The organism is Rhizobium sp. BK316, assembly GCF_014193695.1.
Taxonomy (GTDB): Bacteria; Pseudomonadota; Alphaproteobacteria; order Rhizobiales; family Rhizobiaceae; genus Rhizobium.
In genome coordinates, this window is sequence record NZ_JACHZR010000005.1 from 375444 (window position 1) to 396798 (window position 21355).

19 protein-coding genes and 1 riboswitch are annotated in these 21355 nt (G+C 60.0%); of the genes, 9 read left to right on the forward strand and 10 right to left on the reverse strand.

Annotation, left to right across the window (positions count from 1 at the left end; genetic code table 11):
- Positions 1-4: 4 nt before the first annotated feature.
- From FHT87_RS24980 to FHT87_RS24995, 4 genes are all read right to left on the reverse strand, one after another.
- Positions 5-1120: an ABC transporter ATP-binding protein gene (locus FHT87_RS24980; RefSeq protein WP_183735430.1), complete on the reverse strand. Its 1116-nt coding sequence runs from the start codon at positions 1118-1120 to the stop codon at positions 5-7.
- A 3-nt stretch (positions 1121-1123) separates the two neighbouring features.
- Positions 1124-2071 carry a carbohydrate ABC transporter permease gene (locus tag FHT87_RS24985; RefSeq protein WP_183735431.1) on the reverse strand — a complete coding sequence of 316 codons (948 nt, stop codon included), beginning with the start codon at positions 2069-2071 and terminating at the stop codon, positions 1124-1126.
- A complete protein-coding gene (locus FHT87_RS24990) occupies positions 2068-3021 on the reverse strand; it encodes a sugar ABC transporter permease (protein ID WP_183735432.1) in 954 nt (317 codons plus the stop codon). Before FHT87_RS24990 ends, FHT87_RS24985 begins: the two co-directional genes overlap by 4 nt.
- 74 nt (positions 3022-3095) lie before the next feature.
- Positions 3096-4355 (reverse strand): ABC transporter substrate-binding protein, encoded by a 1260-nt coding sequence (locus tag FHT87_RS24995; RefSeq protein WP_183735433.1) that lies wholly within the window; start codon positions 4353-4355, stop codon positions 3096-3098.
- Between the two features lie 312 nt (positions 4356-4667).
- On the opposite strand from FHT87_RS24995, the gene FHT87_RS25000 reads away from it, so the two are divergent.
- Positions 4668-5720, forward strand: coding sequence for a substrate-binding domain-containing protein (locus FHT87_RS25000; RefSeq protein WP_183735434.1), 1053 nt, complete (start codon positions 4668-4670; stop codon positions 5718-5720).
- Here the strand turns inward: FHT87_RS25000 and FHT87_RS25005 are convergent.
- The 6 genes from FHT87_RS25005 to FHT87_RS25030 all read right to left on the reverse strand — a co-directional run bounded on the left by FHT87_RS25005 (position 5717) and on the right by FHT87_RS25030 (position 13927).
- Positions 5717-6964 carry an adenylate/guanylate cyclase domain-containing protein gene (locus FHT87_RS25005; protein ID WP_183735435.1) on the reverse strand — a complete coding sequence of 416 codons (1248 nt, stop codon included), beginning with the start codon at positions 6962-6964 and terminating at the stop codon, positions 5717-5719. The genes FHT87_RS25000 and FHT87_RS25005 overlap by 4 nt on opposite strands.
- A 94-nt stretch (positions 6965-7058) precedes the next feature.
- Positions 7059-8033, reverse strand: coding sequence for a class 1b ribonucleoside-diphosphate reductase subunit beta (gene nrdF, locus FHT87_RS25010; protein ID WP_183735475.1), 975 nt, complete (start codon positions 8031-8033; stop codon positions 7059-7061).
- 16 nt (positions 8034-8049) lie between these two features.
- Complete coding sequence (nrdE, locus tag FHT87_RS25015; protein WP_183735436.1) at positions 8050-10218, reverse strand: class 1b ribonucleoside-diphosphate reductase subunit alpha; 2169 nt, start codon at positions 10216-10218, stop codon at positions 8050-8052.
- Positions 10197-10598, reverse strand: a complete 402-nt coding sequence (gene nrdI, locus FHT87_RS25020) for a class Ib ribonucleoside-diphosphate reductase assembly flavoprotein NrdI (protein ID WP_183735437.1) — start codon at positions 10596-10598, stop codon at positions 10197-10199. The genes nrdE and nrdI overlap by 22 nt, the downstream gene beginning before the upstream one ends.
- A gap of 13 nt (positions 10599-10611) precedes the next feature.
- Complete coding sequence (gene nrdH / locus FHT87_RS25025) at positions 10612-10833, reverse strand: glutaredoxin-like protein NrdH (protein WP_007820342.1); 222 nt, start codon at positions 10831-10833, stop codon at positions 10612-10614.
- A gap of 260 nt (positions 10834-11093) precedes the next feature.
- Positions 11094-11319: riboswitch (cobalamin riboswitch) on the reverse strand.
- A gap of 337 nt (positions 11320-11656) precedes the next feature.
- Positions 11657-13927, reverse strand: coding sequence for a heavy metal translocating P-type ATPase (locus FHT87_RS25030; protein ID WP_183735438.1), 2271 nt, complete (start codon positions 13925-13927; stop codon positions 11657-11659).
- Positions 13928-13998: 71 nt separating this feature from the next.
- Here FHT87_RS25030 and FHT87_RS25035 point away from each other — a divergent pair, with 71 nt between their 5' ends.
- The 8 genes from FHT87_RS25035 (at position 13999) to FHT87_RS25070 (ending at position 21316) form a co-directional block, all read left to right on the forward strand.
- A complete protein-coding gene (locus FHT87_RS25035) occupies positions 13999-14421 on the forward strand; it encodes a helix-turn-helix domain-containing protein (protein WP_183735439.1) in 423 nt (140 codons plus the stop codon).
- 38 nt (positions 14422-14459) lie between these two features.
- Positions 14460-15671, forward strand: coding sequence for a TIGR03862 family flavoprotein (locus tag FHT87_RS25040; RefSeq protein WP_183735440.1), 1212 nt, complete (start codon positions 14460-14462; stop codon positions 15669-15671).
- Positions 15672-15837: 166 nt separating this feature from the next.
- The gene (locus tag FHT87_RS25045) at positions 15838-16797 is read left to right on the forward strand and encodes a helix-turn-helix domain-containing protein (RefSeq protein ID WP_183805390.1); all 960 of its coding nucleotides are present in this window, start codon (positions 15838-15840) and stop codon (positions 16795-16797) included.
- 168 nt (positions 16798-16965) lie between these two features.
- Complete coding sequence (adh, locus tag FHT87_RS25050) at positions 16966-18474, forward strand: aldehyde dehydrogenase (protein WP_183805392.1); 1509 nt, start codon at positions 16966-16968, stop codon at positions 18472-18474.
- Positions 18475-18547: 73 nt separating this feature from the next.
- Positions 18548-18943, forward strand: coding sequence for a DUF779 domain-containing protein (locus FHT87_RS25055; RefSeq protein ID WP_183735443.1), 396 nt, complete (start codon positions 18548-18550; stop codon positions 18941-18943).
- 88 nt (positions 18944-19031) lie between these two features.
- Positions 19032-19631, forward strand: coding sequence for a DJ-1/PfpI family protein (locus FHT87_RS25060; RefSeq protein WP_183805393.1), 600 nt, complete (start codon positions 19032-19034; stop codon positions 19629-19631).
- 18 nt (positions 19632-19649) lie between these two features.
- Positions 19650-20000, forward strand: coding sequence for a ribbon-helix-helix domain-containing protein (locus FHT87_RS25065; RefSeq protein ID WP_183805395.1), 351 nt, complete (start codon positions 19650-19652; stop codon positions 19998-20000).
- A gap of 182 nt (positions 20001-20182) precedes the next feature.
- A complete protein-coding gene (locus tag FHT87_RS25070) occupies positions 20183-21316 on the forward strand; it encodes a calcium:proton antiporter (RefSeq protein ID WP_183805397.1) in 1134 nt (377 codons plus the stop codon).
- Positions 21317-21355 lie beyond the last annotated feature (39 nt).

Below are 21355 nucleotides of genomic sequence, written 5' to 3' on the forward strand. Positions count from 1 at the left end.
CTGGCTAAGCGATCCTCAACTGGCTGGCCGGATCGAAGAACACCGCCTTGTCGAGATTGAAGGCAAGGCGGGTATTCTGGCCGGGCAGGATGCCGGCATCGGCGCCAAGGCGCGCAACCACCGACTTGCCGCCGAGTTTGGTGACGGCGAACGTATCGGAACCGGCAGGCTCCACGACCTCGATGGCACAATCGCCGTGGACGACGGACTTCGCCTTCCGATCGGCTCCGTCGATATCGGTCAGCGCTTCCGGGCGAATGCCGAAGATCACCTGCTTGCCGGCATAGCCGGTCAAGTTGTTGGTCCCGGCATTGACCGGCAGCTTCAGCGGTTCGCCATTCGGCCGTTCCAGCGACACCTGCAGCCCGCCGGCACCGTTTTCAACGGTGGCGTTCAGCAGATTCATTGCCGGCGATCCCATGAAATCGGCCACGAAGACATTGGCGGGGCTGTTATATATCTCGGCGGGCGTGCCGAACTGCTGCAGCACACCGTCCTTCAGCACGGCGATCTTCGTTGCCAGCGTCATCGCCTCGATCTGGTCATGGGTGACGTAAACGATCGTCGTTCCCATGCGCTGGTGGAGGCGTTTGATTTCCGTGCGCATGTCGACGCGCAGCTTCGCATCGAGGTTGGAAAGCGGCTCGTCGAAGAGGAAGACCTGCGGGTTGCGCACCAGAGCGCGGCCCATCGCCACACGCTGGCGCTGGCCGCCTGAGAGCTGCGAGGGCTTGCGATCGAGCAGATGGCCGATCTGCAGCATGTCGGAGACCTGCTTGATCGCCTTCTCGCGCTCGTCCTTCGGCACGCCGCGGATTTCCATGCCGAAGGCGATATTGCCGGCAACGGTCATGTTCGGATAGAGCGCGTAGCTCTGGAAGACCATGGCGATATCACGCTTGGATGGGTGCAAACCGTTGATGGAGCGGCCGTCGATGCGGATTTCGCCCGAAGTGATCGCCTCCAGCCCGGCGATGGTGTTAAGCAGCGTGGACTTGCCACAACCTGACGGGCCGACCAGCACCAGGAAGCCACCCTTCTCGAGTTCCAGGTCGATCCCCTTGAGAATGTCGACGGCGCCGAAGCGCTTCTTGAGACCGGAAATTTCAAGGAAAGCCATGGATCACCCTTTGACGGCGCCCGCCATCAGACCGCGCACGAAATAGCGGCCGGCGAGGATGTAGACGATGAGCGTAGGAACGGCTGCGATCATCGCCGCAGCCATGTTGACATTATATTCGACCACGCCGGTCGAGGTATTGACGACGTTGTTCAGCGCCACCGTCATCGGCATGGAGTCGCCCGTACCGGCATAGGCCGAGGCGAAGAGGAAGTCGTTCCAGATATTGGTGAACTGATAGATGACCGTCACCACGATGATCGGCAGCGAATTCGGCAGCATGATGCGGCGGAAGATCTGAAAGAAGCTCGCCCCATCGACCTGCGCCGCCTTTACCAACTCCGTCGGAAAGGCCTCGTAGAAATTGCGGAAGAACAGCGTCGTGAAGCCGAGACCGTAGACGACATGCACGAAGACGAGGTTCACGGTCGAATTGCCGAAGCCGAAGCTCAGGCCCGTGAGATTCTGCAGCGTGGTACCAAAGCGGCCGAGCGCGCCGAGAATGGTCGCCATCGGCAGCAGCACCGATTGGAACGGGATGAAGCAGGCAAAGAGCATCAGACCGAAGACCAGCGTATGGCCGGGGAAGCGCCACTTGGTCAACACATAGCCGTTGAGCGCACCGAGAATGGTCGAGATGGCAACTGCCGGCACGACCATCTTGATCGAGTTCCAGAAGTAACCCTTGATACCGGCGCAGGTGAGGCCGACACAGGCCTCGCCCCAGGCCTTGAACCAGGGATCGAGCGTCGGCGCCTGCGGCAGCGCAAGCATATTGCCGTTCTGGATCTCGTCCATCGTCTTGAACGAGGTCGTCAGCATGACAAAGAGCGGCATCAGATAGAGAATGGCGAAGATCAAGAGCAGGCCGTAGATGATGATGCGGCCGACCCAGCGGCCGCTATTGCCGCCGTGCGAACTCGCGATATCAGAAGAGGTAACGCTGCTCATCGCGCCTTCTCCCTCAGTTCGGAATAGAGATATGGAACGATGATCGCCGAGATGGTCATCAGCATGATGATGGCGCTCGCGGAACCGACAGCCATTTCATTCCGCTTGAAAGTGTATTCGTACATGAAGTTGGACGGCAGCCATGCCGAACCGCCGGGGCCACCCGATGTCAGCGCCACGACGAGGTCGTAGGATTTGATCGCCATATGCGCAAGCACGATGAAGGCTGACAGGAAGATCGGCCGCAGCATCGGAATGACGATCCGCCGGTACATCTGGAAGGGCGACGCGCCGTCAATCTGCGCCGCCTTCATGATTTCACCGTCGATGCCGCGCAGGCCCGCAAGAAACATCGCCATGACGAAGCCCGAAGCCTGCCAGACACCGGCGATGACGACGGTGTAGATGACGAAATCCTTGTTCTTGATCCAGTCGAAGTGAAAGCTCGTCCAGCCGAAATGATGCAGCGTCTGCTCGAGTCCGAGGCCCGGATCGAGGAACCATTTCCAGGCAACGCCCGTCACGATGAAGGACAGCGCCATCGGATAGAGGAAAATCGGCCGCAATATGCCTTCGCCGCGAATCTTCTGGTCGAGAAGGATTGCCAGCAGCAGGCCGAGCCCAAGGCAGATGAAGATATAGAGGAAGCCGAAGATCCCCATATTGGTGATCGACGTGTACCAGGAGGACGGCGGGTCGCTCTCGAAGGTCCAGCGCCAGAGCCGTTGATAGGCGCGCGAGCCGGTCAGCGCATAGGACGGAAAGGTCTTGGAATTGGTGAAGGAAAGGTAGGCCGTCCAGACGATGAAGCCGTAAACGAAGATCACCGTGATGAGGAAACTCGGCGCCAATACGATTTTCGGCAATGCATCCTGCAGTCGGCCGCGAATGGACGTGCGGGTTGAGGGCTTCGACGTCAGGACCGGATCCGTGGTCGCAACTGTGCTCATGTGATCATCTCCTCCCCGCGCAGCAGGGGCCGTGGCTTCCCCGCAAGCGCGCGGGAAAGCCTTTGTCGTTAGAATTAGCGAGCGTCGTCGATAGCCTGGACGAGCTGGGTAACAGCTTCGTCGGAGGTCTTGATCTGACCATGGACGAACTTCGAGACGACATCCTTATAGGCGTTGGCGATCGCCGGAGGAGCACCATAGCCCTGAGCGAGCGAGCCGAACAGCGTGCCGCCTTCGTTGGCAGCCTTCAGGTCGGCAATGCCCTTCTTGCCGCAAGCGTCGAAATCCGTATCCGGTACGTCGGTACGGGCCGGAACCGAACCCTTGACGACGTTGAAGGCGGACTGGAAGCTCTTGGAAAGCGTTGCTGTGGCGAGCGCCACCTGAGCGGCCTTGCGGTCGTCAGGAACGTTGAACATGCCGAACATGTCGGAGTTGTAGACCACGCTGCCGTCGGTGCCCGGGAAACGGTAGCACAGGAAGTCGGTATCAGGGGTCTTCTTGGCGGCAACGAATTCGCCCTTCGCCCAGTCACCCATGACCTGCACAAGAGCATCGCCCTTGATGACCATGGCGGTCGCCAGGTTCCAGTCGCGGCCCGAGAAGTTCGGATCGACGTACTGGATGATCTTGGCGAGGTTATCGAAGGACTTCTTCATCGTGTCGGACTTCAGCGATTCCTCGTCGAGGTCGTTGAAAGCCTTCTTGTAGAATTCCGGGCCACCGGTCGACAGCACGATGGAATCGAACATCGTGGCTTCCTGCCAGTTCTGACCGCCGAGCGCGAGCGGGATGACGCCAGCTGCCTTTGCCTTGTCGAGCAGCGCGATCAGGTCGTCGAAGGTCTTCGGCTGCGTGCCGCCGATCTTGTCCATGACCGACTTGTTGATCCACAGCCAGTTGACGGAGTGGACGTTGACAGGTGCGGCGACCCACTTGCCGTCATAGACGGAGAACTTCTGCAGTGCTGCCGGAACGGACTTGTCCCAGCCTTCCTTCTTCGCCGTCTCGGTCAGATCGCCCATGACGCCAGCCTGAGCATAATCGAGCACGGTATAGCCGAGCATCTGAGAAGCGGTCGGATAGGTGCCTGCGGCAACCATCGCCTTCAGCGCGGTCATGGCTGCGTCGCCGCCACCGCCTGCGACCGGTACGTCCTTCCAGGCAAAACCTTCCTTGGAAAGGTCCTGCTTCAGCACGTTGAGCGCCGCGGCTTCGCCGCCCGACGTCCACCAGTGCAGCATCTGAACTTCCTTGACGTCAGCCGCGTGAGCGCTGCCGAAACCAGCCATCGTCACGACAGCAAGAGCTGCCGAGCTCAAAAACTTGCGCATGAATATCCTCCCGTTCGTAAGTGGCGGCGAGACCCACCTCGCCTGCCGGATGTCTTCCGCCGTGAGGGCGGCCAGGCACCACATACACCGCACCTCCCAGTGCGGGTAACAATTTAAAACGTTATAAACGCGGCCACGTCAAGCCCTTCCTCGACTCCCGAGAAAAATATGATTAGTCCGATAAATATTGATTTTATTTATATTTTTTCTGTTCGGTTAAGATGCCGTAAAAATTTAAATCGTTTGCATTGATTGATTGCGTGCCGTTTTCATCGTGTTATTGTAGCCGCGGCCCAGCATGGAATGTCCCCAGTGACCGAATCGTCCCAACTGCAACGCGGTGAAAATCCGGATGGTGCGCAAAAACGCAGCAAGCCGACCTTGCGTACCATCGCGACATTGACCGGCCTTGCAGTGACGACGGTTTCGCGCGCACTCAGCGACGCGCCGCAAATATCGGTTGAGACGCGCGAGCGCGTCCATCGCATTGCCCGCGAGATCGGCTACCTGCCCGACCGGGCTGCTCAGCGCCTGAAGACAGGCCGCACCAATGTCATCAGCATCCTTCTCGATCCGCATCAGGAAGTGGTCGGCTTCGGCACCGCGATCATGTACGGCATTGCCAAGGCGTTGAAAGAGACATCCTACCACCTCGTCGTCGCCCCGAACTTCCTGTCGACGACGGACCTCGAAGCAGCGGAATATATCGTCCGCAACAATTTCGCCGACGGCCTGATCTTCACGCGGACAGAACCCTTCGATGCGCGGGTGCGGATGCTGCAGGAAGTCAGCTTCCCCTTCGTGTCTCACGGGCGCACCGAATTTTCGACACCGCATGCTTATGTCGATTACGACAATTATGCCTTCGCCTACGAAGCCACCCGGCGTCTGATCGTCAAGGGCAGGAAGAAGGTCACCGTTGTCATGCCGCCGAAGCGGCTGACCTTCAGCCAGCACATTCTGCATGGTTTCATGACCGCCGTGCGCGAGGCCGGCGTCGCCTATGAGATATCGGAAGCGGTCACGCTCGATTCACCGGCCAATGAAATCAGAGATTTCTTTCGGGCGCGTGCCGCGGCGGCCGATGTTCCAGACGGATTCGTCTGTCCAGGCGAAGTTTCGGCGCTGGCGCTCGTCACCGCCATGAATGATGTGGGACGCGTTCTCGCTGATGACTACGATATCGTCGCCAAGGAGACCTCGCATCTCCTGACGCATCTGCAGCCGAAAATCGAGACTATCTATGAGGACCTGGTCGAGGCGGGCGAACATCTCGGCCAGATGCTTCTTCAGCGAATCGGCAATCCGGCAGCGGAGAGCCAGAGCCTGCTCCTGCCGCCGCAGATCAATTTTCCGGTGGCCTAAGCTGCGTCACGACCGGCTGTCGGCTTTTCGCGGAAAGCGAAGACTTCGACCGGCTCCCCAAGCCCGCGCAGAGGAAAAGTGCCGAGATTGTCCATCTCTTCCGTGCAGGTCGCCATCTCAACGAAAGCGCGAGACAAAAGTACCGGCCGCTTGACCTCCTTGGTCAAGGTTTCAAGCCGCGAGGCGACGTTGACTGCCGGGCCGATGACAGTGAAATCCAGCCGTCGACGCGAACCGATGTTGCCGTACATGACGTCACCGACGTGGACGCCGACACCATAGCGCAGCGGATCACGTCCCAAACGCTGATGTTGCTCATTTAGTTTCGCCATCGCCTCCTGCCCTTCACGGATCGCCGTCAAGAGATCCTCGCAGGCCGAAGGCTTCGACAGCGGGAAGATGGCAAGCAATCCATCGCCCATGAATTTCAGGATTTCACCGCCGTGCCGTTCGATCGGATCGGACATGGCATCGAAATAGTCATTGAGCAGCTGGATGACGTCGTCGCGCGGCCAGAGATCGGAGATCGCCGTGAAATCGCGCAGATCGCAGATCATAATCGCCGCGCCGACGGTCGTGCCGCTGCCACGGGTGATGACGCCGGAGAGAATCTGTTCGCTCGCATGCGGCCCGACATAGGTCTGCAGCAGCGTGCGCGCCATGATGTTCTTGAGCCTGATCTCGCTGACGAGAGTGAGAGCCGGCAGCAGATCGCGCAGGAAATCCACGTGTTCGCCGGTAAAACCGCCTGGCCTATTGGTGGAGAAGGTAACGACGTGGCGCTTGTCGAACGTATGATCGATCGGCCAGGCAACATATTCCGTATAGCCGTCGTCTCGCAATTCCTGGTAGAAGGGATAGTCGTCGCCCTCCCATAAATCCTCAAGGTTCTTCCGCACCTCGTTGGTGCCGCTGTGGATCTCGTTGACCGGGCTGTTGAGGAATTGCGGCGTGGTTTCCACCCCGTAGGCAAAGGTGTTGATCTTTGCCTCTTCCATGCCTTCCACCCATAGGATACGGGCGCCGATCCATTGCGGATGGTTGGTGCGGAAATGCAGGCTGGACCGCGTCACCGGCACGCCGACTGCCAGCAGCCGCTTGCACATCTCTACCAGGATATTGTCGATGAAACGCTCGCTGCGGGTCTCGTTGATCAGCCAGTCGAGAATTCGGCGCCTGCGGATTGGCCAGACGCCTTCGGCAGCTTCGCTTGCCGGATCAGTCGCTTCGAAAGAGGGCCTCATAAAAAAACTCCCGCTACGCCACATTCAACGAATACATCGCGCTGAATGTGGGCGATAGCGGGCCGAATGATAAGAGGCTTCGTAAAGATAAACCTCAGAAATCCCAGTCTTCGTCCTCGGTCGCCACCGCTTTGCCGATGACATAGGAGGAGCCGGAGCCCGAGAAGAAGTCGTGGTTTTCATCGGCATTCGGCGACAGCGCAGATAAGATCGCCGGATTGACCTTGCAGGCTTCGGCCGGGAACAGCGCCTCGTACCCGAGGTTCATCAGCGCCTTGTTGGCGTTGTAATGCAGGAACTTCTTGACGTCCTCTGTCAGGCCAACGCCGTCATAGAGCGCTTCGGTATATTTCGCTTCGTTGTCGTAGAGCTCGAGCAGCAGGTCGAAGGCAAAGTCCTTGATCTCCTGCCGGCGCTCTTCGGAGAGCTTTTCAAGTCCACGCTGGAACTTGTAGCCGATATAATAGCCATGCACGGCTTCGTCTCTGATAATGAGGCGGATCATGTCGGCCGTGTTGGTGAGCTTGGCACGGCTCGACCAGTACATCGGCAGATAGAAGCCGGAATAGAAGAGGAAGCTTTCGAGGAAGACGCTCGCCACCTTCTTCTTCAGGGGATCGCTGGACGCATAATGCTCCATGATCAGCGCCGACTTCTTCTGCAGGAATTCGTTCTCTTCCGACCAGCGATAGGCATCGTCGACATCGGGCGTCAGGCAGAGTGTTGAGAAGATCGAGGAATAGGAACGCGCATGCACCGCTTCCATGAAGGAGATGTTGGACAGCACCGCTTCTTCATGGGGGGTTGCCGCATCCGCCATCAGCTTGACCGAGCCGACACCGTTCTGGATTGTGTCGAGCAGGGTCAGCCCGGTGAAAACGCGGATCGTCAGCTGCTGCTCGGCTGTCGTCAACGTCGCCCAGGAGGGAATGTCGTTCGACAGCGGCACCTTTTCCGGCAGCCAGAAATTGCCGGTGAGGCGATTCCAGACTTCGAGATCCTTGTCGTCCTCGATGCGATTCCAGTTGATGGCGCGCACGCGGCTGACCGGCTTGAATTGCATGTTCATCATTGTCTCCGGTCGGTTAGAGCGTGCAGGAAACGCAGCCCTGCACCTCGGTGCCGGACAGCGCCATCTGGCGAAGGCGGACGTAGTAGATCGTCTTGATGCCCTTCTTCCAGGCATAGATCTGGGCGCGGTTGATATCGCGCGTCGTTGCCGTATCGCGGAAGAACAGCGTCAGCGACAGGCCCTGGTCGACATGCTGGGTGGCAGCCGCATAGGTGTCGATGATCTTCTCCGGCCCGATCTCGTAGGCATCCTGATAATAATCGAGATTGTCATTGGTCATGAACGGTGCGGGATAATAGACGCGGCCGATCTTGCCTTCCTTGCGGATCTCGATCTTCGAGACAATCGGATGGATCGAGGAGGTCGAGTGGTTGATATAGGAAATCGAGCCCGTTGGCGGCACCGCCTGCAGGTTCTGGTTATAGAGACCGGACGCCATGACCGTCCTCTTCAGCGCGAGCCAGTCTTCCTGCGTCGGGATATGAATGCCGGCATTGTCGAAGAGCGTCTGAACCTTCTCGGTCGCCGGCTTCCACTCCTTCTCGGTATACTTGTCGAAATATTCCCCCGAGGCATATTTCGACTTCTCGAAGCCCTTGAAGCTTGCGCCACGCTCGGCCGCCAGGCGGTTGGAGGCACGCAGAGCGTGATAAGTCACCGTGTAGAAATAGATATTGGTGAAATCGACGCCTTCTTCCGAACCGTAATGGATGCGCTCGCGGGCGAGATAGCCATGCAGGTTCATCTGTCCCAAGCCGATCGCGTGGCTGTCGTCATTACCCTTCTCGATCGAGGGCACCGAGGAGATATGGCTCATGTCGGACACGGCCGTCAGCGCGCGGATCGAGGTTTCGATCGTCTTGCCGAAATCAGACGAATCCATCGCCATAGCGATGTTCAGCGAACCGAGATTGCAGGAAATATCCTTGCCCATCGTCTTGTAGGAGAGGTCGTCGTTGAATTCGCTGGCCTCGCTCACCTGCAGGATCTCCGAGCAGAGATTGCTCATGCTGATGCGACCGGCGATCGGGTTTGCTCGGTTCACCGTGTCTTCGAACATGATGTAGGGATAGCCGCTCTCGAACTGGATTTCGGCAATGACCTGGAAGAATTCGCGCGCCTTGATCTTCTTCTTTGTAATACGCGCATCCGCCACCATCTCGCGGTACTTTTCCGTCACCGATATCTCGGTGAAGGGCACGCCATAGACCCGCTCCACGTCATAGGGCGAGAAGAGGTACATATCCTCATTGTTTTTGGCGAGTTCGAAGGTGATATCAGGTACGACGACGCCGAGCGACAGCGTCTTGATGCGGATCTTCTCGTCGGCATTTTCGCGCTTGGTATCGAGGAAGCGCATGATGTCGGGATGGTGGGCATTGAGATAGACCGCACCCGCACCCTGCCGGGCACCGAGCTGGTTGGCGTAGGAGAACGAGTCTTCCAGCAGCTTCATGACGGGGATGATGCCGGAAGACTGGTTTTCGATCTGCTTGATCGGCGCACCCGCCTCGCGAATATTGGTCAGGGAAAGCGCCACGCCGCCGCCGCGCTTGGAAAGCTGCAGTGCCGAATTGATGGAGCGGCCGATCGATTCCATATTGTCTTCGACACGCAGCAGGAAGCACGAAACGAGTTCGCCGCGTTGCTTCTTGCCAGCATTGAGGAAGGTCGGGGTTGCCGGCTGGAAACGGCCGGAGATGATTTCTTCCATCAGATCGCGAGCAAGCTGTTCATTGCCTCTGGCGAGCGCCAGCGCCACCATGCAGATGCGATCTTCGTAGCGCTCCAGATAGCGCTTACCGTCGAAGGTCTTCAGCGTATAGCTGGTGTAATATTTGAATGCGCCGAGGAAGGTCGGGAAACGGAATTTCTTGGCATAGGCCTGATCGAACAGATCGCGGACGAAATTGAAGGAATACTGGTCGAGCACCTCCTGCTCGTAATAGCGCTCGGTGACTAGGTAATCGAGCTTTTCCCTGAGGTTGTGGAAGAACACCGTATTCTGGTTCACATGCTGCAGGAAATACTGCTTGGCCGCCATGCGGTCCTTGTCGAGCTGAATCTTGCCCTCGTCGTCATAGAGGTTCAGCATCGCGTTCAGCGCATGATAGTCCAGCGCTTCCACTGCCTTGAGCGGTTTTGCCCCCGCATCCCGCGTCAGGTTTGTCCCCGTGTCCAAAATCGTCCCATCCCGTCTTTGACATTGGCGACATCCTCGGCAGTTCCCAGAAGCTCGAACCTGTAGAGATACGGCACCTGGCACTTCTGCGAGACCACGTCGCCGGCAAGCCCGTAGGTCTCGCCGAAATTGCTGTTGCCCGCTGCAATCACGCCGCGGATGTTGGAGCGGTTTTCCGCATCGTTGAGGAAGCGGATCACCTGCTTGGGTACGGCGCCCTTGCCACCGTCCCCACAATAGGTGGGCGAGATCAGCACATAGGGTTCGCGGATGTGGATGTCTTCAACGCCGACGGGAATGCGCGCCGCGCGTAGTCCCAGCTTCTCGACGAAACGATGGGTATTCTCGGACCGGCTGGAATAATAGACGATCAGGCCCATCGCTCTTCTCCAATCAGGAGAGGGCGCTGATCATGTCGGGACGGAAGCCCGCCCAGTGGTTCTCGCCGGCAACGACAACAGGAACCTGCATGTAGCCCATGCCGCGAACGCGATCGAGCGCGTCGGCATCCTCGGAAATATCGATGATCTGATAGTCGACGCCCAGACGGTCGAGGGCACGGTAGGTGGCGGTGCACTGAACGCAGGCAGGCTTGCTGTAAACGGTAACGCTCATCATGTTCCTCGTGATGTCAATGGATTCCGGACGCAATACTGGGATCGGGCGCCTTACGGCGTCCGGGGCAACGCTTGATGATGATCTTGCAGAGTTGGCGTTTAAACGCCTGAAATTATCCCTTGCAGGATTTGCGCGGGCGGCGGCCTTGACGTTCTCGACATAACTTCAACCCCGAAGTGCTCATGCGGACGTTCGGGGCAGCGTAACAGGACGGATAGATTCCGCTTTCATGCACGCGACCTTCCGGACACCCCGCCCGTGGACGTTTTATTCAAGGCAGGTCTCCTGGCTTACGGGTCGAAGCCCCTGCCCCAGCCTTCCCAAAGCGTCATGCCTCAGTGACCCGAAATCGGACAGTTGCTCGCCGCTTACAGTTGCGGGGGCAGCTCCGGCTTTGTCGCGCCGTCATGGCGAAACGCACCGTATTCCCGTCTTAGCCCCCGACCCTCACGAATCGAAGGAACCTTGAACACTAGATATAGTACGCGAATCCCGGTTTGCGTCAACGGATGGTTTGTGCATCGCGTTACGGGATGTTTGAAATCGCTGCATTCCTGTGAAAAACGTGGTTAACAAATGATCAAGAAAACAGGCAGTGGAGACGGCTGGGAGGAAGAGAGCAAGCCTGTAGCCGCTTCGCGATTTTTGCTTCGGGATTCATGCCCGAATCGTGATGTGGCGTCGCGCAAAAGGCACGCCTGTTGTTGCTGAGGCAGCTCCAGTTAAGGCACCGAACTGGCTCCTTGCTCCAGATCGGCGGATCCCGAGAACAGTGATGTGGCAAGCGTGCCCCTGCCGCATCACGCTGCCAAAGAAATCCTTACGTCCTTATCCGAAGAAGGCGAAGCGCGTTCATCGTCACCAGCACGGTCGCGCCCGTATCCGCCAGGATCGCCGGCCACAGGCCAGTGATGCCAAGGATGGTGGTGACGAGAAACACCGCCTTCAGCCCGAGCGCGATAGTGATGTTCTGCATGATATTGCGCATCGTCCGCTTCGAAAGGTCGATCATGCGCGCCACGTCGCCGACACGTCCATGCAGCACCGCCGCATCCGCCGTTTCCAGCGCCACATCGGCGCCACCGCCCATGGCAATGCCGACATCGGCAGCCGCAAGCGCCGGCGCATCATTGATGCCGTCACCGACCTTGGCGACGAAAAGCCCTTCGCGCTTCAACTCGCCGACAATGCGCTGCTTGTCTTGCGGCAGAAGCTCGCCGCGCCAGTCGATGCCGAGATCGCCGGCAACGGCAGCGGCCGTGCGCTTGTTGTCGCCGGTCAGCATAATGGCGCGCACACCGGCCGCCTTCAGCGCCGCAACGCCGCTCTTTGCGTCCTCGCGCGGCTCGTCGCGCATGGCGATCAGGCCGGCAGCGACGCCATCGATCAGCAGCACCGAAACACTTTTGCCCGCGCCGTTCAGGACAGCGACCTGCTCATCCTGCCCCTCATTCAGCGCCCCACGCTCACGCGCAGCCGGCGGCGACAGGAGATCGAGCGTCTCGCCGCCCACCTTGCCCGTCACACCCTTGCCCGGCAGCGCCTCAAGTTCGAAAGCCGGCGGCATAGGTGCACCATCGGCCCTCGCCCGGTTGAGGATCGCCAGCGCCAGCGGATGGCTGGAGCCCTGCTCCAGGACCGCGGCGCGTGACAGCACCTGCGCATCGGGACGTCCAAAGGCAATGATATCGGTTACCTGCGGCTTTCCCGCGGTCAACGTGCCCGTCTTGTCAAAGGCGACGGCCGTCACCTTGCCAAGCGATTCCAGAACCGCGCCGCCCTTCATCAGCAACCCGCGGCGCGCACCCGCCGAAAGCGAGGCGGCAATGGCTGCAGGCGTCGAAATGACCAGAGCGCAAGGGCAACCGATCAGCAGGATCGCAAGGCCCTTGTAGATCCATTCGCCCCAAGCCGCACCCGTCAGCAGCGGCGGCAGGATCGCCACCAGGACCGCCACGACGACAACACCCGGCGTGTAATAGCGCGAAAAGCGGTCGATGAAGCGCTCCGTCGGCGCCTTGGATTCCTGCGCCTCCTCCACCAGCTTGACGACGCGGGCAATCGTATTGTCCTCGGCAGCGGCCGTCACGCGAACACGCAATGCTGCATCGCCATTGACCGTGCCGGCAAAGACGGTCTCACCCGCCCCTTTGCGCACCGGCGTGCTTTCGCCGGTCACCGGCGCTTCGTCGATGTCGCCCTCACCAGACAGGATCGTACCGTCCGCAGAAATCCGGTCGCCCGGCCGTACGAGAATGATGGAGCCGACAGCGAGCGTTTCCGCCGGCACTTCCGTCACCTCGCCGCCCGTTTCGAGCAGCGCATTCTTCGGCACCAGCGTCGTCAGCGACTGGATGCCAGCGCGCGCCTTGCCGGCGGCTACGCCTTCCAGCAGCTCGCCGACAAGGAACAGGAAGACCACCGTCGCCGCTTCTTCGCCGGCATTGATGATGACTGCGCCGACAGCGGCTGTAGTCATCAGCATTTCGATGGAAAAGGGAATGCCGGCAAGCGCCGCCATGATGGCGCGCCGCGCGATCGGAACCAGCCCGACCAGCAGGGCGGCAATGAAGGCATAGGAAGCGATCGCAGGCACCAGATGGCCGACCGCATAGGCAACAACGAGCGCCAGGCCGGAGAAGATCGTCAGTCGGCCCTTCTTGCTTTGCCACCAGGGGCCGGTCATCGGCCCATGATCATGACCGTGCAGCCCCGCGACTTCCTCCGCACCGTGCGAATGTACATGACTGGAATGATCGTGATCATGATGTTCATGTCCGTCATGATCGTGGTGGTCATGGTCATGGCCGTGGTCGTGATCATGGTGCGCATGATACTGGCCGCCCTTCTTTTCCTGAGCAGGCGCCTTGCCCGTGAACGGAGCGACGGAATAGCCGAGGCCGGTCACCTTCTTCTCGATCGCCTTGAGATCGCTGCTGCCATTGTGGCGCACCGTCATCGTGCCGGCCGTCACCGAAACCGAGACGTCCTCGACCCCGTCCATACGCCTGACGGCCGTATCGATCTTCGTTGCGCAGGCGGCGCAATCCATACCGCCGACCCTGTACCGTGCCTGTGCTGCTTCGCTCACGATCTAAATCCTTGCTTGTAGGCAGCGTCCTTCCTACATCCTCTAGCGACTAGAGGTGCAAGAGGAAAATCATGAAAAAGATCACCATCGGTGAAGCCGCACGTCACAGCGGCGTCAAAGTGCCGACGATCCGCTATTATGAGAGCATCGGCCTGCTTTCCGAACCCAGCCGCAGCGAGGGCAACCAGCGCTCCTACGAGCCCGCTGACCTCGATCGCCTCGCCTTCATCCGCCACGCTCGCGAACTCGGCTTCGAGATCGATGCGATCCGCACGCTGCTGCACCTGCAGGATGACCCACACCAGCCCTGCGCCTCCGCCGATGCCATCGCCAAGGCACGTCTCATCGAGGTCGAGCAACGTATCCGCAGTCTGAATGCGTTGAGGGCGGAACTGGAGCAGATGGTCGAGAGCTGCTGCCACGGCCGCGTCGATCAATGCCGGGTCATCGAAGTGCTCGCCGACCACGGCAAGTGCGTGCATCCGCGTCACTGAGGCTTGCGCTAGGCGATCACCCGCGCCAAGAAGGCGCAATGGAACAGAAGACGATTGCGATCATCGGCGGCGGTCCCGCAGGCTTGTCGGCGGCCGAAATATTATCGGAAGGCGGCCACGCCGTCGCTGTCTATGACGCGATGCCGACCTTCGCGCGCAAATTCCTGCTCGCCGGCAAGTCGGGCCTCAACATCACGCATTCGGAAGACTACGACCTCTTCGCCACCCGTTTCGGCGATGCCAATGTCAGTCTTCGTCCCGCCCTCGATGCCTTCACCCCGGCCGATATCCGCACCTGGGCAACTGATCTCGGCACCGAAACCTTCGTCGGCTCCTCCGGCCGCGTCTTCCCCAATGTCATGAAGGCTTCGCCGCTTCTGCGCGCCTGGCTCGCCCGGCTGGAAGCCCGCGGCGTCAGCTTCTTCACCCGCCATCGCTGGATCGGCTTTGCCGACGGTGGACACAGGTTCGAAACGCCAGACGGACGCAAGACTATTTCCTGCGATGCCACGCTGCTTGCGCTCGGCGGCGCAAGCTACCCCCGTCTCGGCTCCGATGCGGCCTGGGTGCCGATGCTTGCCGATCGCGGTATCACAATCGCTCCATTCCAGCCCGCCAATTGCGGTTTTGACGTCGCCTGGAGCGATCTCTTCCGCGAGCGTTTTGCCGGCGAACCGCTGAAATCCGTCACAGCAACTTCCTCCGCAGGGACGTTTCCCGGTGAATTCGTGATTACCAAACACGGCATCGAGGGCAGCCTTGTCTATGCGCATGCCGCCGCCCTGCGGGGTCGTCTGCGTGGCGAAGGCAAGGCGTTTTTGACGCTCGACCTCACCCCCGGCCGCACGCTCGAACGCCTGTCCCGTGACCTTGCCCGACAGGATACGAAATCGAGCTTCTCCAACCGCCTGCGCAAAGGCGCCGGGATCGACGGCGTGAAAGCCGCGCTCCTGCGCGAACTGACGCCGGAAGCCGATCGCAACGATCCGCAGAAGCTCGCCGCCGCCATCAAGGCCCTTCCGATCCCGCTTCTGCGCCCGCGTCCGATCGCCGAGGCCATCTCGTCCGCCGGCGGCATCGCCTGGAGCGAGGTCGACGAGAGCTACATGCTGAAACATCTTCCCGGCGTTTTTGCAGCCGGCGAGATGCTGGATTGGGAAGCGCCGACGGGCGGATATCTGCTCACAGCCTGTTTCGCCACGGGCCGCGCCGCGGCGAGAGGCATCGAAAACTGGCTCAGCCGAAGGTGAAGGCAAAAGTTTACACGCCGGATTGAACCGCAAGGCGTGCTGTCTCAGAAATGCGACACTTCGCATCCGGCAAATTCGATCCATACAATCCGCGGTCATACCGGCTTGATTGCAAAGCCGCCATATTTACATCAGAATATGCGCAAGTTCCGTGGGAGGAGCCTTCATGCACGAACAATCCGCACATGCGGAGCATGTCTATACGTGCGCCCAGCAAAACTCTGCTGCGGCCAGCTCGCCGATCGTGGCTTCATGGCGCCGCTGCATGACCATGTATCAGCTGGCGCCGGAGGAAAAACGTGCGCCCCTGCGCCTGACAGAACAGGAATTCCGCCTTGCGCGGGGACAATCCGAGCAGTTGATCGCCGATGCCCGTGACGAACTCGACCGTCTCTTTGCGACGGTGGGCAAGGCCGGCTGCTGCCTGCTTTTGACCGATCGCAACGGCATTGCGCTGGAACGCCGCGGCGCCGCCGGCAATGACAAGGAATTCTACGATGTGGGCCTTTGGACCGGCTCCGTCTGGACCGAGGCCAGCATCGGCACCAACGGTATCGGCACGGCTCTCGCCGATGAACGTGCCGTCGCCGTTTTCCGCGACCAGCATTTCTACTGCTCCAACATCAAGCTGAGCTGCACCACAGCCCCGATCCGCGATCATCGCGGTCTGCTTGCCGCCGCGCTCGACATTTCCACCTGCCGCGATGACGTCAATGAAATGACGCTCACCATCCTGTCGCAAGCCGTGCGAGATGCGGCCATGCGTATCGAGCTCAATCTGTTCCGTTCCGCTTTTGCCGGCGCCCGTTTCGTCATGGTCCCGGCCGGCGCCAATTCCGCCAATGCACTACTTGCCGTCGACCGGCACGATCTCGTCCTCGGCGCCACGCGCGCCGCCCGTCTTGCCCTCAAGCTTGACGACAGGCATATCGCCGCCGGCATTCCGGCCTCCGATGCGCTGCACGAAGGTCGCGTTTCGCAGGAGGAAGAAATGGCAGAGGCGGAAAAAGCCGCTCTCCTGCGGGCGCTGTCGCGTACCCATGGCAACGTCTCCCAGGCCGCCACAGCCCTTGGCATCAGCCGCGCAACACTGCACCGGAAGATGAAGAAGCTCGACCTGCACTAAGACAGGGCGAAAGGTTCAATCACAATGTCGTGGCGGTGCCGAAACCTGTCGCAACTCTGCGACACTGTGCACTGCGGTATTGGTGAGCTCCCCTGTTCCCCCAGGCAAAAGCGACACAGATTCCCTCCACTGGTTCGTTCCCGGACCTGTTCATCAAGGGAGGATGACATGCTTCATCAGAAAATCGTCGAGTCGCCGTTCAAGCTCAAATACGGCAACTACATCGGCGGCGAATGGCGCGAGCCGATCGGCGGCAAATATTTCGACAACGTCACGCCCGTCACAGGCGGCAAGCTCTGCGAAATCCCGCGCTCCGATGAAAAAGACATCAACGCCGCGCTCGATGCCGCCCATGCCGCGAAGGAAAAATGGGGTCGCACCTCCACCACAGAGCGCTCCAACATCCTCATGAAGATCGCCCAGCGCATGGAAGACAAGCTGGAGCTTCTGGCGCAGGCCGAAACCTGGGACAATGGCAAGCCGATCCGCGAAACCATGGCGGCCGACATTCCGCTCGCCATAGACCACTTCCGCTATTTCGCCTCCTGCATCCGCGCCCAGGAAGGCACGATCGGCGAAATCGACCATGACACGGTCGCCTACCACTTCCATGAACCGCTCGGCGTCGTCGGCCAGATCATTCCCTGGAATTTTCCGATCCTGATGGCGACCTGGAAGCTGGCCCCGGCCCTTGCCGCCGGCAACTGCGTCGTCATCAAGCCGGCTGAACAGACGCCCGCCTCCCTGCTTCTCTGGGCAGAAATCGTCGGCGATCTGTTGCCGCCCGGTGTGCTCAACATCGTCAATGGTTTTGGTCTCGAGGCCGGCAAGCCGCTGGCCTCCAGCCCGCGTATCGCCAAGATCGCCTTCACCGGCGAGACGACGACAGGCCGCCTGATCATGCAATATGCCAGCCAGAACCTCATTCCGGTCACGCTGGAACTCGGCGGCAAGTCACCCAACATCTTCTTTGCCGATGTGGCTGCCGAAGACGACGATTTCTTCGACAAGGCGCTCGAAGGTTTCGCCATGTTCGCGCTGAACCAGGGCGAAGTCTGCACCTGCCCGAGCCGCGCCCTCATCCAGGAATCGATCTATGAGCGCTTCATGGAACGGGCCGTCAAGCGCGTCGAAGCCATCAAGCAGGGCAACCCGCTCGACCCGGCAACGATGATTGGCGCTCAGGCCTCCACCGAGCAGATGGAAAAGATCCTCGCTTACCTCGATATCGGCAAGCAGGAAGGCGCGCAGGTTCTTGCGGGCGGCTCACGCAACGATCTCGGCGGCGAACTGTCTGAGGGCTATTACATCAAGCCGACCATCTTCAAGGGCCACAACAAGATGCGTGTGTTCCAGGAAGAAATCTTCGGCCCGGTCGTCTCCGTCACCACCTTCAAGGATGACAAGGAGGCGCTCGAGATTGCCAATGACACGCTCTACGGCCTCGGCGCCGGTGTCTGGACCCGCGATGCCAACCGCGCCTATCGCTTCGGCCGGGAAATCCAAGCCGGCCGCGTCTGGACCAATTGCTACCACGCCTATCCGGCCCATGCGGCCTTCGGCGGCTACAAGCAGTCCGGCATCGGTCGCGAAACGCACAAGATGATGCTCGACCATTACCAGCAGACCAAGAACATGCTGGTCAGCTACAGCCCGAAGAAGCTCGGCTTCTTCTGAGAAGCAGCCGATCGTGCTATCATCGAGCCTCCTCCCTTCACGGGGAGGAGGCATTGTCTTGGAGGAGGCAATCATGGAACAGACGGTCAATGGCGAAGCGCGCGTGCTCGCCACCGATGCGGCGCTCGACCTCATCAGGGAAATCCAACGGGATTATCCCAAAATCCTCTTCCACCAGTCCGGCGGCTGCTGCGACGGCTCTTCGCCCATGTGTTATCCGACGGACGATTTTATCGTCGGCGATCAGGATGTGAAGCTCGGCGAGATCGGCGGCGTGCCTGTCTATATCAGCGCCAGCCAGTTCGAGGCTTGGAAGCACACGCAACTCATCATCGACGTCGTGCCCGGCCGCGGCGGCATGTTCTCGCTCGATAATGGCCGCGAGAAGCGCTTCCTCACCCGTTCGCGCATGTTCGGCGGCGGCGAGGCCTGCGCCATCCCCGATGTCAGGGCACGCGAAACGACCTGATCCGGAAGCCCCGTGTAGTATTCCTATATTACCCGCGGCCGCGATCCTTTGTTAAAGTCCATCTGTTGGTTTTTTACGGGAGGAAGAAATGCCAGCGACCAAGATCCTGATGATCACAGGCGATTTCACTGAAGATTACGAAACCATGGTGCCGTTCCAGACGCTGCTTGCCTGCGGCTATACGGTCCATGCAGTCTGCCCCGGTAAGACCGCCGGCCAGACGGTCGCCACCGCCATCCATGATTTCGAAGGCGACCAGACCTATTCCGAAAAGCGCGGCCATAACTTCGCGCTGAATGCCACCTTCGAAAGCGTGCGCGCCGAAGATTACGATGCGCTCGTCATTCCCGGCGGCCGCGCGCCGGAATATCTCCGCCTCAACCCCGATGTCATCAAGGCTGTCAGGCATTTCTTCGATGCCAACAAGCCGGTTGCCGCGATCTGCCACGGCGCCCAGCTTCTGGCGGCTGCCGGTGTTCTCAAGGGCCGCACCTGCTCGGCCTATCCCGCCTGCCGTCCGGAAGTCGAACTTGCCGGCGGCACGTATGCCGATATCGCGATCAGTGACGCTGTTTCCGATGGCAATCTCGTCACCGCACCGGCCTGGCCGGCTCACCCCTCGTGGCTGCGCCAGTTCATGACGGTGCTCGACGCGGCAACGGTGCTGGAGACCAACGCCGCCGAGTGAAGCCGCGGGAGGAACGTGATGTGTGAACTCTTCATCAAGGCTGATGCCAGCCTCTGGGAAAGCACCACCCGGTCGCTGCGCATCGACGGCATGGTCACCAGCGTGCGGCTGGAGAATTTCTTCTGGTCGAAACTGGAAGAAATTGCCACCCGCGACGGCATGAACGTGGTCCAGCTCATCACCAGGCTGCACCACGAGTCGATCGATGCCGGCCATGACCTCGGCAACTTCACTTCGTTCCTCCGTGTCTGCTGCGCCCGTTACCTGGATCTCCAGCTTGCCGGCGACATCCCTGCCGACCTTTCGAGACCGATCGCCGGCCTCGACGCCCCGGAAATTCTGGGGCGGGAGAAACGGAAGTACCATTGAATTCGCCTGAAACCTGAGCGACGATTTTTAGATAGGCGGAATGCCCCTCTGCGTGAGACAATCGCTCCCAGCCGCCGCCAAACCGCACCGCTCGGTTTGCCCGGCGGCGGGGAAAGCGGAGAGGAAGATGGCAGCGATCGTGGTCGTGATGCTACGGCATTCCGTGGCTGGCGGTGGTTTCAATGACTGACGGCTCCGCATTGCACACCATCGGTTTAGCAGGCATCGTGCGCGAGGAATGGTTCTTTGGCGTCAGTGTCGCAACCAGCCTGGCTTTCCTTGTTTTCTCCGGGCCAATCTTCGCGCAGCTTTCCGAGCCACTCTGGTTCATCGTCATTTTTTTCTGGCTTTTTGCCGTTGTGCTGGGTTCCGCCCTATCGGTCGTTCGTCATGCCGATCATCTGGCGGAACAGCTTCAAGAGCCGTACGGGACCCTCATCTTGACCCTTGCGATTACCTCGATCGAAGTGATGGCGATCTCGGCTGTCATGCGGCATGGAGAGAACAATCCGACGCTCGCACGTGACACGCTGTTTGCCGTCGTCATGATCATTCTGAACGGCATGGTGGGATTGTCGCTGCTCCTTGGCGCGTGGCGGCGGGAAGATCAGCAGCACAACCTGCACGGCGCCAATGCCTATCTCGGCGTCATCGTGCCACTGGCCACCCTCAGCCTCGTCATGCCCACGTTTCTGGCCGGCCCGGATGGCCCGCACCCCTCGGCGCCCAGGCAGATGTTTCTCGGCATAGTCTCGATTGGCCTGTACAGTGTATTTCTGCTCCTCCAGGCCGGCCGTCATCATCGCTACTTCGCCGATGACGGCAACCATCACGAGCAGCACATCGTCAGCATGCGGCGCCACCGGTCCGTCTGGCATCATGCGGTACTGCTGCTCGCTTATATGGTGCCGGTCGTCTTCCTGGTCGAACAGCTTGCCCGGCCGATCGACTACGTGATCGAAACCCTTCGTGCACCGGCAGCATTCGGGGGGGTGGTCATGGCGGTACTCGTCGCAACACCAGAGGCGATCAGCGCCGTGCGCGCCTCCGTCGCCAACCACCTGCAGCGAGCCATCAACATTTTCCTCGGCTCGGTTCTGTCGACGATCGGCCTCACCGTGCCGGCCATGCTGGCAATCAGCCACCTCTACGGACACCCCGTCACGCTGGGGCTTCAAGGCCCGGATCTTGTCATGTTCGTGCTGACGCTCGCCGTCAGCATCATCACGTTTTCGAGTGGGCGCACCAATCTCATGCAGGGCGCAGTTCACCTGATGCTGTTCGTGTCTTACGTGCTGCTCATTACTCAGCAGTGAATAGAAAATTCCAGGCTGGGCCATGATGGAATTGCGGAG

Bases quoted from the DNA above. Each gene is read 5' to 3' on its own strand.
- FHT87_RS25005 (WP_183735435.1), bottom strand. From the start codon at position 6,964: ATGAGGCCCTCTTTCGAAGCGACTGATCCGGCAAGCGAAGCTGCCGAA.
- nrdF (WP_183735475.1), bottom strand. From the start codon at position 8,033: ATGAACATGCAATTCAAGCCGGTCAGCCGCGTGCGCGCCATCAACTGG.
- FHT87_RS25055 (WP_183735443.1), top strand. From the start codon at position 18,548: ATGGAACAGACGGTCAATGGCGAAGCGCGCGTGCTCGCCACCGATGCG.
- FHT87_RS24995 (WP_183735433.1), bottom strand. From the start codon at position 4,355: ATGCGCAAGTTTTTGAGCTCGGCAGCTCTTGCTGTCGTGACGATGGCT.
- nrdH (WP_007820342.1), bottom strand. From the start codon at position 10,833: ATGAGCGTTACCGTTTACAGCAAGCCTGCCTGCGTTCAGTGCACCGCC.
- FHT87_RS25070 (WP_183805397.1), top strand. From the start codon at position 20,183: ATGACTGACGGCTCCGCATTGCACACCATCGGTTTAGCAGGCATCGTG.
- adh (WP_183805392.1), top strand. From the start codon at position 16,966: ATGCTTCATCAGAAAATCGTCGAGTCGCCGTTCAAGCTCAAATACGGC.
- FHT87_RS25040 (WP_183735440.1), top strand. From the start codon at position 14,460: ATGGAACAGAAGACGATTGCGATCATCGGCGGCGGTCCCGCAGGCTTG.
- FHT87_RS24990 (WP_183735432.1), bottom strand. From the start codon at position 3,021: ATGAGCACAGTTGCGACCACGGATCCGGTCCTGACGTCGAAGCCCTCA.
- nrdI (WP_183735437.1), bottom strand. From the start codon at position 10,598: ATGGGCCTGATCGTCTATTATTCCAGCCGGTCCGAGAATACCCATCGT.
- FHT87_RS25060 (WP_183805393.1), top strand. From the start codon at position 19,032: ATGCCAGCGACCAAGATCCTGATGATCACAGGCGATTTCACTGAAGAT.
- FHT87_RS24980 (WP_183735430.1), bottom strand. From the start codon at position 1,120: ATGGCTTTCCTTGAAATTTCCGGTCTCAAGAAGCGCTTCGGCGCCGTC.
- FHT87_RS24985 (WP_183735431.1), bottom strand. From the start codon at position 2,071: ATGAGCAGCGTTACCTCTTCTGATATCGCGAGTTCGCACGGCGGCAAT.
- FHT87_RS25045 (WP_183805390.1), top strand. From the start codon at position 15,838: ATGCACGAACAATCCGCACATGCGGAGCATGTCTATACGTGCGCCCAG.
- FHT87_RS25035 (WP_183735439.1), top strand. From the start codon at position 13,999: ATGAAAAAGATCACCATCGGTGAAGCCGCACGTCACAGCGGCGTCAAA.
- FHT87_RS25065 (WP_183805395.1), top strand. From the start codon at position 19,650: ATGTGTGAACTCTTCATCAAGGCTGATGCCAGCCTCTGGGAAAGCACC.